A 16716-nucleotide genomic window follows, 5' to 3' on the forward strand; every position below is an offset into this window, starting at 1 on the left:
ATTATTATATTTCCTGATAAAACTAAGGATAAGTTACTCGTAAAACAATGAAAAAAAATGTAAGTCTTTGATTGTTATTGGTTTGTGTTTTTTTTAGATGTGTTTTTAGTTTATTTGACACGCAGGATAATCTTTTGCAATCTAGACCTCGAAATTTAGTGACGGTGATTAACCAACAAAGAGTGGTAATGACCAGTCATAAAAATAAAAGGGAACCGGGCAAGGATCTCCCATTCTTAGAAAAGGCAGTGGATTTATTATGAAAAAGACTCTATTAGCGCTAGCAGTAATGACTGCAGCAGGTTCAGCAAACGCAGCTATCGAAATTTACAACCAAGACGGCGTATCTGTTGATCTTAAAGGTGACATCGAAGTTGTTTACAGCAATGAATTTGAGAAAGGTTCTTCGATGGAACAAAAAATCGAAGATGCTGATTTCGGTTTTGATGTAAAATACATGGTAAATGAAGACTGGAAAGTTGGTGCTTACTGGGAGTTCAATGGCTCTCACAACGCAAACGCTGAAAATACTAAAAACGGCGATACATACGTAGCGGCATACCACAATACTTTTGGTTCTATCAAATTTGGTCGCCTATGTACTGCTGTTGATGATCTAGGTATCGGCGGTGATGAAGCGTTTGGTATCTCTACTCTTCTAGACAATGAAACTAAAGAATGTGCTGACGAAGCTGTTCGTTACGATTTCGATAATGGTGATCTCTACGCTACGTTAGGTTACGTTCAAGATAAAGTTGACGGTTCTAAAAACGCAGAAGCTGAAGGTTCTAACGTAGAATACTTTGATGCTCGTATGGGTTACCGTTTCGCTGATTTCGACGTTTCTGCATTTGTTGCTAACCTTAACGCAGAGAGCGCAGGCGATGATCACCAAGGTTACGGTGCTGAGTTAGTATACTCTGGTATTGAAAACGTATACCTATCTACAGCATATTATGGCGTAGCTTCTGACGCTGATAATGATGACAACTCAGTAATCGCATTTGCTGCTGGTTACACCATGGGTCTTTGGGGCTTTAACGCTGGTTACTCAATCGGTGACCACGACCTAGATGTTAGAGACGAAGATCGTTGGTTTGTAAACTCAACTTACGCAATCGCACCAAACACGAAAATGTACGCGGAAGTGGGTGGCATCGATTACGATTCAGCGCGTCTCAACGACAAAGGTGAGAAGTACTACAAAACAGATACTGGTCTAGCTATTGGTGTTGAAGCATCATTCTAATTGACTTCTTAATTGAGTCTTAAAAAAAGCCACCTTAGGGTGGCTTTTTTGTTAGGATAAAGAGTAGTTTATTCGATTTGAAAGAGAGATATGATGAAGAAAGTATGGTTAGCTTTGGGCTTGCTTACAAGCGTTATTGGCAGTGTAAGTGCGGCAACCCTAACGCCTCAGAAAGGCGTATCAATTTTGTTCATTAATGGACAACAAGCTGAAAACAAAATTAGTGAGAATCACATCAATGAAGGCTTTAACCAAGTTCTAGTTCGCTTTGATAAAAAATTTGGTAATAGTGGAGTATACTCTTCAGCGCCTTATATATTGAGCTTTAATGTTACCGGTGATGAAGTAAAAATTAAGTCCCCAAAAGCGCGTAGTTATATTGAAGCAGAGAAGGTCTTCGAAAGCGAAAGTCCTTCATGGAATGTTGTACAAGATGAAGTGGCAATCAAATATCAACAGAATGTCATTGAGCGTAAACCTGGTTTTGCACCTTTTGGCGGGTTAGACTCTCGGTTGGTTGAGTATAATGAAAGTAATGCGATCTACTTAAAGGATGGTGTGTTGCTTGATAAACCGGCTGACGCCGTGGTTTTAGTTCCTGTGGCAACAGGAATGGTTGTAGAAAATGAAACTAAAACTCAAACGAAAACTGCGTCAACAGAAGCTCAAAGTGTCGAGCAATTGAAAGCTTGGTATCTAAAAGCTTCTAAAAAAGAGCGCAAAGAATTCCGTAAATGGATGATTGATCAAGAGTAACCAATCTTCATGTACAAAAAAAGCGAGACACTTATTAGTCTCGCTTTTTTGTATTGCTATGACTTAAATCTCTTTCCACTCACCAGGCTGAAGTTGCCCCACGTTCATGTTGCCCATTGAATAGCGAATAAGTCGCAGGGTAGGGAAGCCGATATTTGCTGTCATTCGTCTTACCTGACGGTTACGCCCTTCAATGATAGTAATCGCTAACCATGTTGTCGGTATTGCGGCTCTGAAACGCACTGGAGGGGTTCTTTCCCACACAACAGGTTCAGACATCACCTCAACCTGAGCAGGCAGTGTCATGCCGTCTTTTAGTTCCACGCCTTTTCTCAATTTATCTAAATCTTCCTCAGAAGGTGCGCCTTCAACCTGCGCCCAGTAAGTCTTTGGTGATTTTGAGTTTGGTTGAGTTAACTTAGCTTGGAAGATGCCATCATTGGTCAAGACCATTAATCCTTCACTGTCGCGATCTAGTCGACCCGCCGCGTAAACATCTTTAACCGGAATAAAGTCGGCGAGTGTTTTTCTCCCTTCGCCATCAGTGAACTGGCTGAGAGTATCGAAAGGCTTGTTGAATAAAATGACTTTGCGATCTTCGATTGCCACCTTAGGTTTCACGTTGGTAGGTTTGCTTTTATATCGGTGCTTACTCGAGTGCGATTTTTTATGCGAACTACCCGTGTTATTTTTATCACTGCTTCGGTTTTGTCTATTACCACTTTGTTTTAATGTTGCACCAGCACGAGCTGGTTTGTCTGAACGAGATACGCTGTGTGAGCGAGTAGACATGTTAACTACCTTGCAAAAATGTAAACGAAGTGTGCTGAAAAGTTTTCACTGAAACGGAATTGAGCTATCATTTGCGCGCCTAAAAGACACAAAATAGAACAAGTTGATGGACTCTTAAGCCTGATTTGTTTAATTATACCTTCGTGTTTTATTATAACAACGCACTCACGGATTTGGTTCATGCTGTCATCAAGATTGCATGAAAAATAAGATAGAGTACGACTATCGAGTAAGCAGTTTTCACTCTTTGAGTGGCTTACTGGTCAATTTATAACATGCTCACTATTTTAAATGAGCTTGTAAGAACTATAGGGAAATTTCATGCCTACTGAAAAAACAACGATCATCTATACCATTACAGATGAAGCTCCGGCGCTAGCAACTTATTCTCTACTGCCAATCATTCAATCTTTTACAGCTTCTTCTGGTATTAACGTTGATACTCGCGATATTTCACTTGCAGGGCGCATTATTGCCAACTTCCCTGACTATTTGAACGAAGAGCAACGTATTGGTGATGCATTAGCAGAACTAGGTGAATTGGCTAAGACACCAGAAGCGAACATTATCAAGCTTCCAAACATCTCGGCATCTGTACCTCAGCTTCAAGCAACGATCAAAGAGCTACAGTCAAAAGGTTACGCACTTCCTAATTACCCAGAAGAAGCAAACACTGACGAAGAGAAAGCCGTTAAAGCGACTTACGATAAAATCAAAGGTAGTGCAGTAAACCCTGTGCTACGTGAAGGTAACTCGGATCGCCGTGCACCACTTTCTGTTAAGAACTATGCGAAGAAGAACCCACACTCAATGGGTGCATGGTCTGCAGATTCTAAGTCGCACGTTTCAAGTATGGATGACAAAGACTTCTTCGGTAGTGAAAAGTCAGTAACGATTGACGGTGCCACAGAAGTGAGCATCGAATTTGTTGGCAAAGATGGCGCGAAGAAAACACTGAAGCCAGCTTTTGCACTACAAGATAAAGAGATCATTGATGCGTCAGTGATGAACAAAGCTGCTTTGGTTGCGTTCTTTGAGAAAGAAATCGCATCGGCTAAAGAGCAAGGCGTACTGCTTTCTCTTCACATGAAAGCGACGATGATGAAAGTGTCTGACCCTGTGATTTTTGGTCATGCGGTTAAGGTTTACTACAAAGACGTATTCGCTAAGCACGGTCAACTGTTCAATGAGTTAGGTGTTGACGTAAATAACGGCATCGGCGATGTATACGCAAAAATCGCTGTACTTCCTCAAGATCAGAAACAGGCAATCGAAGCTGACCTACAAGCAGTATACGAAACTCAGCCTCCACTAGCGATGGTTGACTCAGACCGTGGCATTACTAACCTACACGTTCCAAGTGACATCATTGTTGATGCATCGATGCCTGCAATGTTACGTTCTTCAGGTCAAATGTGGGACCCAGAAGGTAAGCAAAAAGACACGAAAGCAATGATTCCAGATCGTAGCTACGCGAGCATCTACCAAGCGGTTATTGATTTCTGTAAAGAGAATGGTGCTTTCGATCCAACAACTATGGGCAGTGTACCAAACGTTGGCCTAATGGCTCAAAAAGCGGAAGAGTACGGTTCTCACGATAAGACTTTCATCCTTGAAGCTGCTGGTCAGGTTCAAGTTGTAGACGCTTCAGGTTCAGTGCTTCTTGAGCAAGACGTAGAGGAAGGTGATATCTTCCGTATGTGTCAGGTTAAAGATGCACCAATTCAAGATTGGGTTAAGCTAGCGGTTACTCGTGCTCGTGCATCGGGTGTTCCAGCGGTCTTTTGGCTAGACGCGTCTCGCGCACATGACGCTCAGCTTATTGAGAAAATAGAAGCTTACCTTCCTGAATACGATACTGATGGTCTTGAAATCAAGATCCTTGCTCCACTTGAAGCAACTCAATATTCATTGGTTCGTATCAAAGAAGGTCTAGATACTATTTCTGTTACAGGTAACGTATTACGTGACTACCTAACGGATTTGTTCCCAATTCTAGAGCTTGGTACGTCAGCTAAAATGCTATCGATTGTTCCACTAATGAACGGTGGCGGTCTGTTTGAAACAGGTGCTGGCGGTTCTGCTCCTAAGCACGTGCAACAAGTAGAGAAAGAAAACCACCTGCGTTGGGATTCTTTAGGTGAATTCTTGGCATTAGCGGCATCTCTAGAGCACCTAAGCGTAGTCACTGGCAATGCTAAGGCACAAGTTCTAGCTGACGCGCTTGATAAAGCGACGGGCGAGTTCCTAGATAAAAACAAATCTCCTTCACGTCGAGTAGGTGAGCTTGATAACCGTGGTAGCCATTACTACCTAGCAGCATACTGGGCTAAAGCGCTTGCTGAGCAAACGGTTGACGCTGACCTTGCTGCTGAGTTTGTAGGTGTGGCAAGTCAATTGGCTGAAAGTGAAGAAGCTATCGTTGCTGAGCTAAACAACGCTCAAGGTCCAGCAGGTGATTTAGGTGGTTATTACCTACTTGATGATGCATTGGTTTCATCACTCATGCGTCCAAGTTCAACACTGAACGCATTCATTGACGCATAGTGATTAGACTCACCGTTAGCAAATTATGGTCATGATTTACTAACGAGTTGCTTGGTATGACAGTTAAGTCATAGACCAATACAAAACGAAAGACGCTTTAACGATAACGTTAAAGCGTCTTTTTTGTTTATTCATAATGCTTTCCTAAACCTAAACCTAGACCTAGACCTAGACCTAGACCTAGACCTAGGGGCAAACATCGCTCGAGCGAATTGTACTGTGAGCAACGTTATAGCTTCTAGATCGAAAAACCGCTCATTTAATCCTGTATTAGAGGTATCAAATGAGCGGTTTCAATATTCTGCTTACCTGTCAGCCGTTAATTAGGACTGATGGAGGTCAACATGATTTGGCCATCGCCTATTTAGCGGCGCTGCCTTCTACAGGAACAACAGAGCTAGCGTGCGAGCCTTTAGGTCCACTTTCTACTTCATAGTCGACCTGCTGACCTGCCTTTAAGGTTCGATAACCTTCCATCTGTATTGTGGAGTAGTGCGCGAAAATATCGCCGTCTTCACCTTCTGGACAAATAAAGCCAAACCCTTTGGCATTGTTAAACCATTTTACTGTACCTGTAGCCATGCTATACATCCCTCATGCATTTTGTTACTAACGTTGTTATATCAATTGTTGTAAGTGCGATTGATATCATTCCTACCAACTAAAGAATTTCAGCTGATAGCTTGAATCTCATACATTGCTTACGGAAATTAACGCTACCCTGCGTAATTATTCCTTATTGTTCATTCTTAACGCGTATTACTCGATTTTGAATCTTGTTATAAAGTTGTATCAGAAAAACCTTTTAGCTCCAATGTAGCTAATGATTGAGCGCAGTCAATAGTAAATTGGTATAAAAGTGATCAATTTTAATAACAAATCACATTCGAGATTAACTGCAAACTATTAACTAAATAGTAACTTAGGGGTAATCTTATCGTTAGCATCAATAGTTATGGTGTCTTTTTAATCAATCACATATGTTAATCCTGTTAATAGAGATCTTTTATTTGCAGCGATGGAAATGGTGGATTAGGCTCAGTATAGAGGAATATTTTTTGGTACTGTTTCTCGGTGCAGTTTCTTAGTACACCGTAATGCGTGAATGTGGTAAATTTGAATGACGTAACACTCACGACTTCCGAAAAATAACTCTTAGCAAAGCGATATGAGCAGAAACTTTGAATGGGCATCTCCAGGCTCAGATTTACTGGAGAAAGAAGAGACAAAAGTAAAGCCACCGGCGATGTATAACGTTGTATTGAATAACGATGACTACACGCCTATGGACTTTGTAATCGAGATCCTAGAGCGATTCTTCTCACTAGATATCGAACAAGCAACGGAAGTGATGCTCAAGGTTCATTATGAAGGTAAAGCTATATGCGGCACATACAGTGCTGAAATAGCGGAAACAAAGGTAGCGCAAGTAAAGATGTACTCAAAGGAAAATGAGCATCCGCTACTATGTACAATGGAGCAAGTATAAATTGCTCGAACAACACTGTTGTTCCCTTAGGAGGTACTTATGCTAAATAAAGAATTAGAGACGAGTTTAAATGGTGCATTTGCTCGTGCGCGAGACAAGCGACATGAATTCATGACTGTCGAACACCTCCTACTAGCATTATTAGAAAATGATGCGGCCAAGGAAGCGCTCCAAGCTTGTCAGGCTGATCTCGATGCTCTTCGCAATGAGCTCGATATTTTTATCGATCAAACAACCCCACTTATCCCAGAAAGTGACGAGACTCGTGAGACTCAGCCTACACTGAGCTTCCAACGAGTACTTCAACGCGCTGTTTTTCATGTTCAGTCTTCAGGTCGTAGCGAAGTTACAGGTGCAAATGTACTTGTGGCTATTTTCAGTGAGCAAGAATCTCATGCGGCATATTTACTTAAGAAAAACGACATTAGTCGCTTAGATATTGTTAACTTTATTTCTCATGGCATTACCAAAGCCAGTAACGAAGGTGATAGTTCATCACCGTCTGATTCATTTGGTGGTGCAGAGAATGCAGAAGAAGCTAACTCTGAAGATCGTCTAGAAAACTTTGCAACTAACCTTAACGAAGTGGCGAAACAAGGTAATATCGACCCGCTTATCGGGCGTGATAAAGAGCTTGAGCGTACGGTTCAAGTTCTATGTCGTCGTCGTAAAAACAACCCTTTGTTAGTGGGTGAAGCGGGGGTAGGTAAGACCGCAATCGCTGAAGGTCTTGCATGGCGTATTGTTGAAGGTCAAGTACCTGAAATCATTCAGAGTAGTGTGATTTATTCTTTAGATATTGGTTCACTTCTAGCTGGGACCAAATACCGTGGTGACTTTGAGAAACGTTTTAAAGCGATTCTTAAGCAACTAGAGAAAGAAGAAGACGCAATCCTATTCATTGATGAGATCCACACCATTATTGGTGCAGGTGCAGCATCGGGTGGTCAGGTTGATGCGGCAAACTTAATTAAGCCACTACTAAGCAGCGGTAAATTACGTTGCATCGGCTCAACGACATACCAAGAGTACAGCAGCATTTTTGAGAAGGAGCGTGCTTTAGCTCGTCGCTTCCAGAAAATTGATATTATTGAACCATCGTTAGATGACACAACTAAGATTCTGATCGGTTTGAAGCCAAAATACGAAGCTCACCACGAAGTGCGTTACACCAACAAAGCGTTGCGTGCCGCTGTGGAGTTGTCAGCCAAATACATTAATGAACGTCACCTTCCAGATAAGGCAATTGACGTGATTGATGAAGCCGGCGCTCGTAGTCGTTTGGCACCAGCAAGCCGTCGTAAGAAAACGGTAAGCGTGGCTGATATTGAGTCAATGGTCGCGAAAATGGCTCGTATTCCTGAGAAGTCAGTATCATCTTCAGACAAAGATACGTTACAGAAACTGGATGACCGCATGAAAATGTTGGTATTCGGACAAGACCCTGCAATCGATGTATTGAGTGAAGCGATTAAGCTAACCCGTGCTGGATTGGGTGCAGACAATAAACCTGTTGGTTCATTCTTGTTTGCTGGTCCTACTGGTGTCGGTAAAACAGAGGTGACTGTTCAGCTGTCTAAGTTGATGGGTATTGAGCTTCTGCGCTTTGATATGTCTGAGTACGGTGAGCGTCACTCTGTGAGCCGCTTGATCGGTGCGCCTCCTGGTTATGTTGGTTACGATCAAGGTGGCTTACTAACTGATGCCGTAATCAAGAACCCGCACTCTGTTGTGTTACTGGATGAAATCGAGAAAGCTCACCCAGATATCTTTAACTTGCTACTGCAGGTAATGGATAACGGCACGCTAACTGACAACAATGGTCGCAAAGCGGACTTCCGCAACGTGATTCTAGTGATGACGACCAACGCAGGTGTGGCTGAAACCGAGAAGAAATCGATCGGCCTGATCCAACAAGATCATGCGCCAGATGCGATGGGCGAAATCAAGAAGGTATTTACTCCTGAGTTCCGTAACCGTCTTGATAATGTCATTTGGTTCAACAGCCTTGATCCAAGTGTGATTAACCAAGTTGTCGACAAGTTCATTGTTGAGCTTCAGGTTCAACTGGACGCTCGAGGCGTGTCTTTAGAAGTTTCTGAGGATGCTCGTCATTGGTTAGCTGAAAGAGGTTATGACAAGACTATGGGTGCGCGTCCTATGGGACGAGTGATTCAAGAGAAGCTTAAAAAGCCTCTTGCTAATGAGTTGCTGTTTGGTAGTTTGGTTGACGGCGGTACGGTTAAAGTATCCCTGATTAAAGACGATCTAGATTTCATCTATGTTGGTGCTAAAGAAGAGGTTATGCATTAAGCCTATTTCTTAACTGCTTAAGCTGTTGCTGACTGCTTATTGAGAGCGCGGTACAGCTAATCACGATAATAAACGCATGACTTCGGTTGTGCGTTTTTTCAGTTATAGAGTAGCTGAAACAAAGAGAAAGCTGTGGATTGGGGCTGAGGCACTGTTTGACCATAAACCGTTTATGCTGGCTTAACCTACGCATATACAAACAGCGATTGGTGACACTGTTATTGGTGGCACAATTATTAGGTAAAGTGTATTGCAGGGGAATGTTACGAGAGACTGAAGGTATTGTTGGGGCTCTTGGAGAGCTAACCGGGTGTTTCTTTAGTGTTTGTTTGGTCGATAAAAAACGGAGCATCAAGCTCCGCTTCTTATCGTATTCGGTAATTAAAAATTAACGAGCACGGAAGACGATGCGGCCTTTAGAAAGGTCGTATGGAGTCATCTCAACAGTTACTTTATCACCAGTAAGAATACGGATGTAGTTTTTACGCATTTTACCAGAGATGTGTGCTGTCACTACGTGACCGTTTTCAAGCTCAACACGGAACATCGTGTTTGGTAGAGTATCAAGGACCGTGCCTTGCATCTCGATTACGTCTTCTTTAGCCATCTAATCCTCTTTCGAAATTTGGCGGTTTTCAACGGCTTGATTGTGCCGTTAAAATCAAAATATGTAAAGTTGTCGCGTATTCTACCCTTGCCACCGCTGATTTACTAGCCTTTGATGACGTTGAAATCGTACTTTATAGTTCATCGCAGGACATTCATCGATTTGATAACCCAAATATAACCACTGCTTCTGTTCTTTCTGGGCGTGCTGGATTTGAAACAGAACACCTAGTGTTCCCATAGAGATGTCGATATCAGGATCGAAGAAGGTATAAAATGCGCTTGTGCAGTGAGACATCACATCAGTGACGGCGATGCCGACTAACTGGCTATCATCATAGATGTGCATGAACTTTGTGGCAAGCCATTCATTTTTAGAGAATTGTAGAAACTCTTCTTTTTTGGGGGGATACATGGTTCCGGAACGGTGACGAGCGGTTATATAGCGACTATATAAGTCAAACCAGTTGTCATCCATCTCGTCTTTCAATTCCCAACGTAGTGATTTGGCTTTGTTGAGGATTCGTCGTTGGCTTTTGGAAAACTTGACCTCGGGAATCGAGAGGCGAATCGCTTGGCACGCGGAGCAATTATCGCAATGTGGCTTATAAATGGTCGCTCCACTGCGGCGAAATCCGTTGGCGAGCAGAACTTCATAATTATCTGAAGTATGCATGTGTTCATCAAGCGTGACCGCCACTCTTTCTTGAAGATGTGGCAGGTAGCTGCAAGCATGGTTATCGGTCAATCCAATTCTGATTTGTTGTAAATCTGAACTCATGAAGGCGTTCCCTCTAGCCATTGTGATTTAAAACATCCATCGCTAAGTTGATTTTCTTTAAGTATTTTCAAAGCACTAAGGAACTCATCTCTTTCTACTTCGATAGCGCCCAAGGATTCCAAATGAGGGTTCATGACTTGGCAATCGATGAGCTTTCCTCCGAATCGTGTAAAGTGTTCACAAAAGTACCAAAGTGCAATTTTAGAGGCATTGGTCTTCAGACTAAACATCGATTCACCACAAAAGACTTGGCCTCTTTGTAAACCGTAAAGTCCGCCGATAAGCTCGTCTCCTTGCCAAACCTCAACGGAGTGGCAGAAGCCTAATGAAGAAAGTTCGCGGTACGCTGACTGCATGTCACCGTTTAGCCAAGTTTCTTCTTCGGGTCTTAGCGAGGAGCAGTAGCCAATCACTTTGTCTGTCGCTTGGTTGATGCTGACACGGTAATTATGCTTTCTTTGAAACTTTTTAAGACTTTTTGACGGTTCGAATGTCTTAGGATTAAATACCGCTCGTGGTGCTGGGCTCCACCAAAGTATAGGCTCCCCTGGGCCGTACCATGGAAATATACCTTGGCTATAAGCGTTTAAAATTCGCATGGGTGACAAATCACCACCGAAGGCGAGCAGGCCGTTAGGTTCATCAAGCGCGTCGAAAGGCGAAGGAAACTCTATACTAGTAGTATCAAGTTCGGTTAGGTATATAGTCATAAGTACCGCGTTACAGATTAATCACTGACCAAGAGGTCTTTAGGAGTTTTACCATGAAAAAGTTGCTTTGGATTTTACTTGTTTTGCCCATGTTGGCAAATGCAGCTTACAACAGAAACCAAGCTCGACCAGTCAATGAGGTCGTTTATGGTGAGATTGACACAGTCAGATACATTACCCAACAAGAGATCGTAGAGTCGAAAGCGAATGGTTGGGAAACCTTGTTAGGTGCGGCTATTGGTGGCTTGATAGGTAATCAATTTGGTGGCGGTACCGGCAAAGAAGTCGCAACGGCCGTCGGTGCTGTGGCGGGCGCCGGGATTGCTCGCAATCGAGGTAACACACAATACAAAGTGGAATATAAGCTCGTCGAGTTATTGGTTAAAACTAAAGATGATAAGTTGGTTAACATCATTCAAGACGTCGATAACTCGATGTTGTTTAACCGAGGTGATGATGTGCGAATTCTCTATTTTTCAGATGGCGTTCGAGTTGATCTAGTGTACTAGTATGCAAATGTGTTTGGTTGGCTAATTAATCGCCTTTATCGAGGGGATTAGCTCTGGAGTTCATTGGAAAAGTTCGTTAGTCTGCAAGTACGAAGAATTATTCATCACCCGAAAATAAATACGCGCCAGTGACTTCGGGTGGTACAAGGACTATAAGATTTAATGGAAAGCCTTACGTTACAACCAATTCAAAAAGTGAGCGGGGAAGTTAATCTACCTGGCTCAAAAAGTGTTTCCAACCGTGCACTTCTTTTGGCTGCACTTTCAACGGGAACCACGCGCCTAACAAACTTACTAGACAGTGATGATATTCGCCATATGCTGAATGCTTTGACGCAATTAGGTGTTGATTATCAGCTGTCTGCAGACAAAACCGTCTGTGAAGTGACGGGTGTGGGTGGTGCATTCTCAAGTGACAAAGCCCTAGAGCTTTTCTTAGGCAATGCGGGTACGGCGATGCGCCCGCTGGCTGCTGCACTTTGTTTGGGGCGTGGTGAATATGTTCTGACTGGCGAGCCTCGCATGAAAGAGCGACCAATCGGTCACTTAGTGACTGCACTGCAAGAAGCCGGCGCCGACGTTGAATACCTAGAAAACGAAAATTACCCACCATTGAAGATCACGGGTACTGGCCTTAAAAGCGGTACGGTTTCAATCGATGGTTCTATCTCTAGCCAATTCTTGACGGCATTTTTGATGGCTGCGCCTTTAGCTGAAGGTGAGGTAACAATCAAAATTGAGGGTGAATTGGTCTCTAAACCTTACATCGATATCACGCTACACATTATGAAACAATTTGGTGTGGATGTGATCAACAACGATTACCAAGAGTTCGTAATTCCGACTGGGCAATCTTACTCAGCACCGGGTGATTTCTTGGTTGAGGGTGATGCATCATCTGCGTCATACTTCCTTGCAGCCGCAGCGATTAAAGGCGGTGAGATTAAAGTAACGGGTATTGGTAAAAACAGTATCCAAGGTGATATCCAATTCGCTGATGCGCTTGAAAAAATGGGTGCTGAAATTGAATGGGGTGACGATTACGTTATCTCTCGTTGTGGTGAGCTGAAAGGCATTGATATGGACTATAACCATATCCCAGATGCAGCGATGACTATCGCAACGACAGCTTTGTTTGCTAAAGGTACAACTGCAATTCGTAATGTTTATAACTGGCGTGTGAAAGAGACAGATCGCTTAGCGGCGATGGCGACAGAGCTTCGTAAAGTTGGCGCAGAGGTCGAAGAGGGTGAAGATTACATCATCGTTAACCCTGTTGCTCAACTGACACATGCGGCGATCGATACCTATGATGATCACCGTATGGCGATGTGTTTCTCGTTGGTGGCGTTGAGTGATACACCTGTGACAATTAATGATCCAGGTTGTACTTCAAAGACTTTCCCTGACTACTTCGACAAGCTGAAAATGCTGAGTCAATAAAAATGCTAAGCATATAACGGTCCAGGAAGTAAAAAAGCTTGCCTAAATGGCAAGCTTTTTCGTTATTGCTGAAGCGTAAATTCTTTTGAAAGATGGTGCGCTAAGTATTTAAACATGTTAAATACTGCGGTTGTATTCTCTGTCGGCATTCCATTGCTGTCTAAGAAGTATTCACCTTTGAAGATGAGGACATCGTCTTTTTCTACTACGCTGTTTGCGCGCATGCCTTCAATGTAGTCATCATGTGATTGGATAATTTGGTTTGCGATAAGCAGTAAATCAAATTCTGCTATTACTTTCTTTGTCATGAGTTTATCTCTGATAACTGAATATAACGTTGAGTTTATGGTGTCGAACTAGAAATTCAATGATTTCACAACCGATTAAGAGAGTCTTTTCAAACATCCACAATTTATTTTGTGATTTACGGCAAAAATAATTGAATGGGGCTCGCGTTAGATTCGCGGACAAGCTTAGTATGAGCCCGTTTAGACGTAATGCCTGATGAATAGGCTCTTGCAAGTATTCTTAGTGAGTACTTTATAGCTTCTTTATATTGTGCCCCTTTTCTCTATGAGTCGTCGAATTGTCGAGCGATCAGATCCAATTTTGAAAAAAGCGGTTGATCTTCTAGTAATCTCGCACAATAGTAAAAAAAGAAGCAATGAATTTAGAATATCATGCGTAAAAGCCCACAAGCTAAATTGTTGGTGCTGAAGCATCGTGATTAAGGACGTTAGAGTCAATATGGGTAAATCGCTCGTTATAGTGGAGTCGCCAGCCAAGGCTAAAACTATCAATAAATATCTTGGCAAAGACTTTGTCGTTAAGTCGAGTGTAGGTCACGTACGTGATTTACCAACGGCGGGTCAAAGTACTGGTCAAAAGGCTGCTGCAGTTTCAACCAAGGGTATGAGCCCAGAAGATAAAGCTCGTATCAAGAAAGAAAAAGATCGCAAAGCTCTCATTAAAAAGATGGGTATCAACCCATATCAAGAGTGGGAAGCGAACTACCAAATTTTACCTGGTAAAGAAAAAGTTGTTGCTGAATTGCAAAAACTGGCTGAGAACGCAGACCATGTTTATCTCGCAACCGATTTGGACCGCGAAGGAGAAGCTATCGCATGGCACCTTCGTGAGATCATCGGTGGTGATGAAACGCGATACAAGCGAGTGGTTTTTAACGAAATCACTAAAAATGCTATTCAACAAGCTTTTGAAACTCCAGGTGAGCTGAACATTGATGGTGTAAACGCACAACAAGCACGACGTTTTATGGACCGTGTTGTTGGCTTTATGGTGTCACCACTGCTTTGGAAGAAAGTAGCACGAGGCCTATCCGCTGGCCGTGTTCAATCAGTCGCTGTAAAACTACTGGTTGAGCGCGAGCGCGAGATCAACGCTTTTATCCCCGAAGAGTTCTGGGATGTGCATGCTGATACCAAAACAGCAGACAAAACAGATTTCAGACTGCAAGTCGCTCAGAAAGACGGTGTTGCGTTTAAACCTGATAATGAAGCGCAAACACAAGCTGCAGTTAGCGTTTTAGAAAAAGCTCAATACGAAGTATGTAAACGTGAAGACCGCCCAACTAAGAGTAAGCCGTCTGCCCCTTACATCACGTCTACGCTGCAACAAGCGGCGAGTACGCGTCTTGGTTACGGCGTGAAGAAAACCATGATGTTGGCTCAACGTTTGTATGAAGCGGGTTACATCACTTATATGCGTACTGACTCAACCAACTTGAGTTCAGAAGCTGTAGAAGCCGCTCGTGAATACATTGGTTCTGAGTACGGCGCGCAATATCTTCCACCTAAAGCACTTGTATACGGCAGCAAAGAGGGCGCTCAAGAGGCCCACGAAGCGATTCGTCCTTCAAGTGTAGATGTTAAGTCGGAAGACCTAAACGGCGTAGACGCAGACGCACACAAGCTATATTCACTGATTTGGAATCAATTCGTTGCTTGTCAAATGACACCTGCGCAATACGATTCAACGACAGTAAGCGTTAAAGCGGATGAGTACACGTTAAAAGCGAAAGGCCGTATTCTTAAGTTTGACGGTTGGACTCGCGTTCAACGTCCAATGGGCAAAAATGAAGATACTATTCTTCCTGCTGTACAGGTTGGTGAAAAGCTAGACTTAATCGCACTCGACCCTAAACAGCACTTCACTAAGCCACCAGCACGTTTCACTGAAGCTGCGCTGGTTAAAGAGCTTGAGAAGCGCGGTATTGGTCGTCCTTCAACTTACGCATCAATCATCTCGACGATTCAAGATCGCGGCTATGTAAAAGTTGAACAGCGCCGTTTCTATGCTGAGAAGATGGGTGAAATTGTTACTGACCGTCTAGATGGCAGTTTCAATGATCTAATGAACTATGACTTTACTGCTCGTATGGAGCAGAAGTTAGACCAAATTGCAGAAGGCGAAGCAAGCTGGAAAGGCGTGCTAGATAACTTCTTCGAAGACTTTACTGGCGATTTGGAAAAAGCGGATTTAGACGAAGACGCTGGTGGCATGAAGCCAAATCATATCGTAGAAACCGATATTGAGTGTCCAACTTGTAGCCGTAAAATGGGTATTCGTACAGCTTCGACAGGCGTATTCCTAGGTTGTTCTGGTTATGCACTTCCACCAAAAGAGCGTTGTAAGACAACAATCAACCTTGGTGATGAAGAAGGTATTATCAACGTTCTTGAAGAAGACGTTGAAACAGCAGCACTTCGAGCGAAAAAGCGTTGTCCTATTTGTGAAACGGCAATGGATGCTTATCTGATTGATGATAAGCGTAAGATGCACGTGTGTGGTAACAACCCTAACTGTGAAGGTTATGTGGTTGAACATGGCGAATTCAAAGTCAAAGGCTACGATGGTCCACTTGTTGAGTGTGACAAATGTGGTTCTGACATGGTTCTGAAGAACGGTCGTTTCGGTAAATACATGGACTGTACGAGTGAAGATTGTAAGAACACTCGTAAGATTCTGAGAAATGGCGAAGTAGCGCCACCTAAAGAAGACCCAGTGCATTTTCCTGAACTTCCATGTGAAAACTCAGATGCGTACTTCGTACTTCGTGACGGTGCTTCTGGTCTATTTATGGCAGCGAGCAACTTTCCTAAATCACGTGAAACACGTGCGCCATTAGTGGAAGAGCTGGTACGTTTTAAAGACCGTATTTCACCTAAATTCCAATACCTGACATCAGCACCAGTTGCTGATCCTGATGGCAAGCCGACAGTCGTTCGTTTTAGTCGTAAGACCAAAGAGAACTACGTTCGTACTGAAGCGGATGGTAAACCATCTGGTTGGACTGCGTTGTACATCGATGGTAAGTGGGAAATTACGGATAAACGTAAAAAGCCTAAAGAGAAGTAACTGAACGTTATTTGAAAAAAAACAGCCATTAGGCTGTTTTTTTTTGACCAAAATACGACTAATTATGCAACTGGTTGATTTGGTGTATTGATTGCGAGAATTTATTAAATTCACAGGGTAAAATAAATGGAGATGATTAATTA

Annotated in this window: 14 protein-coding genes; 8 read left to right on the forward strand and 6 right to left on the reverse strand. The window is 42.9% G+C overall.

The genetic code is table 11. The annotated features are described in order from the left end of the window. Positions 1–259: 259 nt before the first annotated feature. On the forward strand, positions 260–1249 hold the full coding sequence (locus AACT19_RS18880; protein WP_076648130.1) for a porin: 990 nt from the start codon (positions 260–262) through the stop codon (positions 1247–1249). Between the two features lie 93 nt (positions 1250–1342). Beyond that, positions 1343–2005 carry a DUF2057 domain-containing protein gene (locus tag AACT19_RS18885; RefSeq protein ID WP_083717896.1) on the forward strand — a complete coding sequence of 221 codons (663 nt, stop codon included), beginning with the start codon at positions 1343–1345 and terminating at the stop codon, positions 2003–2005. Between the two features lie 63 nt (positions 2006–2068). Here the strand turns inward: AACT19_RS18885 and AACT19_RS18890 are convergent, their stop codons facing one another. Continuing rightward, on the reverse strand, positions 2069–2797 hold the full coding sequence (locus tag AACT19_RS18890) for a pseudouridine synthase (protein WP_076648136.1): 729 nt from the start codon (positions 2795–2797) through the stop codon (positions 2069–2071). A gap of 321 nt (positions 2798–3118) precedes the next feature. On the opposite strand from AACT19_RS18890, the gene AACT19_RS18895 reads away from it, so the two are divergent. Next, on the forward strand, positions 3119–5344 hold the full coding sequence (locus AACT19_RS18895; protein ID WP_076648139.1) for an NADP-dependent isocitrate dehydrogenase: 2226 nt from the start codon (positions 3119–3121) through the stop codon (positions 5342–5344). A gap of 360 nt (positions 5345–5704) precedes the next feature. Here AACT19_RS18895 and cspD read toward each other — a convergent pair whose 3' ends face one another. Continuing rightward, on the reverse strand, positions 5705–5926 hold the full coding sequence (gene cspD, locus AACT19_RS18900; protein ID WP_004736548.1) for a cold shock domain-containing protein CspD: 222 nt from the start codon (positions 5924–5926) through the stop codon (positions 5705–5707). A gap of 586 nt (positions 5927–6512) precedes the next feature. On the opposite strand from cspD, the gene clpS reads away from it, so the two are divergent. Together clpS and clpA are read left to right on the forward strand one after the other, a co-directional pair. Then, positions 6513–6833: an ATP-dependent Clp protease adapter ClpS gene (clpS, locus tag AACT19_RS18905; protein WP_004736549.1), complete on the forward strand. Its 321-nt coding sequence runs from the start codon at positions 6513–6515 to the stop codon at positions 6831–6833. A gap of 39 nt (positions 6834–6872) precedes the next feature. Beyond that, positions 6873–9146 (forward strand): ATP-dependent Clp protease ATP-binding subunit ClpA, encoded by a 2274-nt coding sequence (gene clpA / locus AACT19_RS18910; RefSeq protein ID WP_004736550.1) that lies wholly within the window; start codon positions 6873–6875, stop codon positions 9144–9146. Positions 9147–9534: 388 nt separating this feature from the next. Here clpA and infA read toward each other — a convergent pair whose 3' ends face one another. From infA to aat, 3 genes are all read right to left on the reverse strand, one after another. After that, positions 9535–9753, reverse strand: coding sequence for a translation initiation factor IF-1 (infA, locus tag AACT19_RS18915; protein WP_001040192.1), 219 nt, complete (start codon positions 9751–9753; stop codon positions 9535–9537). Between the two features lie 81 nt (positions 9754–9834). Next, positions 9835–10533 carry an arginyltransferase gene (locus AACT19_RS18920; protein ID WP_004736551.1) on the reverse strand — a complete coding sequence of 233 codons (699 nt, stop codon included), beginning with the start codon at positions 10531–10533 and terminating at the stop codon, positions 9835–9837. Continuing rightward, entirely contained in the window at positions 10530–11243 is a 714-nt protein-coding gene (gene aat, locus AACT19_RS18925; RefSeq protein WP_017078161.1) for a leucyl/phenylalanyl-tRNA--protein transferase, read from the reverse strand. Before aat ends, AACT19_RS18920 begins: the two co-directional genes overlap by 4 nt. Before the next feature lie 53 nt (positions 11244–11296). Between aat and AACT19_RS18930 the strand changes: the two genes are divergently transcribed. Further along, entirely contained in the window at positions 11297–11752 is a 456-nt protein-coding gene (locus AACT19_RS18930) for an outer membrane lipoprotein (RefSeq protein WP_004736438.1), read from the forward strand. Positions 11753–11914: 162 nt separating this feature from the next. Continuing rightward, on the forward strand, positions 11915–13195 hold the full coding sequence (gene aroA / locus AACT19_RS18935; RefSeq protein WP_017078162.1) for a 3-phosphoshikimate 1-carboxyvinyltransferase: 1281 nt from the start codon (positions 11915–11917) through the stop codon (positions 13193–13195). A gap of 62 nt (positions 13196–13257) precedes the next feature. Here aroA and AACT19_RS18940 read toward each other — a convergent pair whose 3' ends face one another. Continuing rightward, positions 13258–13503, reverse strand: a complete 246-nt coding sequence (locus tag AACT19_RS18940) for a YciN family protein (protein WP_004736440.1) — start codon at positions 13501–13503, stop codon at positions 13258–13260. A 439-nt stretch (positions 13504–13942) separates the two neighbouring features. Here AACT19_RS18940 and topA point away from each other — a divergent pair, with 439 nt between their 5' ends. Then, positions 13943–16573: a type I DNA topoisomerase gene (gene topA / locus AACT19_RS18945; protein WP_017089558.1), complete on the forward strand. Its 2631-nt coding sequence runs from the start codon at positions 13943–13945 to the stop codon at positions 16571–16573. Positions 16574–16716 lie beyond the last annotated feature (143 nt).

The organism is Vibrio sp. 10N.222.47.A9 (assembly GCF_963872585.1).
Taxonomy (GTDB): Bacteria; Pseudomonadota; Gammaproteobacteria; order Enterobacterales; family Vibrionaceae; genus Vibrio; species Vibrio splendidus.

What these genes read in the sequence shown, in the direction of transcription:
- AACT19_RS18890 (WP_076648136.1), bottom strand. Translation starts at nt 2,797, where the DNA reads ATGTCTACTCGCTCACACAGCGTATCTCGTTCAGACAAACCAGCTCGT.
- aat (WP_017078161.1), bottom strand. Translation starts at nt 11,243, where the DNA reads ATGACTATATACCTAACCGAACTTGATACTACTAGTATAGAGTTTCCT.
- aroA (WP_017078162.1), top strand. Translation starts at nt 11,915, where the DNA reads ATGGAAAGCCTTACGTTACAACCAATTCAAAAAGTGAGCGGGGAAGTT.
- clpA (WP_004736550.1), top strand. Translation starts at nt 6,873, where the DNA reads ATGCTAAATAAAGAATTAGAGACGAGTTTAAATGGTGCATTTGCTCGT.
- AACT19_RS18885 (WP_083717896.1), top strand. Translation starts at nt 1,343, where the DNA reads ATGAAGAAAGTATGGTTAGCTTTGGGCTTGCTTACAAGCGTTATTGGC.
- AACT19_RS18895 (WP_076648139.1), top strand. Translation starts at nt 3,119, where the DNA reads ATGCCTACTGAAAAAACAACGATCATCTATACCATTACAGATGAAGCT.
- topA (WP_017089558.1), top strand. Translation starts at nt 13,943, where the DNA reads ATGGGTAAATCGCTCGTTATAGTGGAGTCGCCAGCCAAGGCTAAAACT.
- infA (WP_001040192.1), bottom strand. Translation starts at nt 9,753, where the DNA reads ATGGCTAAAGAAGACGTAATCGAGATGCAAGGCACGGTCCTTGATACT.
- AACT19_RS18880 (WP_076648130.1), top strand. Translation starts at nt 260, where the DNA reads ATGAAAAAGACTCTATTAGCGCTAGCAGTAATGACTGCAGCAGGTTCA.
- AACT19_RS18920 (WP_004736551.1), bottom strand. Translation starts at nt 10,533, where the DNA reads ATGAGTTCAGATTTACAACAAATCAGAATTGGATTGACCGATAACCAT.
- cspD (WP_004736548.1), bottom strand. Translation starts at nt 5,926, where the DNA reads ATGGCTACAGGTACAGTAAAATGGTTTAACAATGCCAAAGGGTTTGGC.
- clpS (WP_004736549.1), top strand. Translation starts at nt 6,513, where the DNA reads ATGAGCAGAAACTTTGAATGGGCATCTCCAGGCTCAGATTTACTGGAG.
- AACT19_RS18940 (WP_004736440.1), bottom strand. Translation starts at nt 13,503, where the DNA reads ATGACAAAGAAAGTAATAGCAGAATTTGATTTACTGCTTATCGCAAAC.
- AACT19_RS18930 (WP_004736438.1), top strand. Translation starts at nt 11,297, where the DNA reads ATGAAAAAGTTGCTTTGGATTTTACTTGTTTTGCCCATGTTGGCAAAT.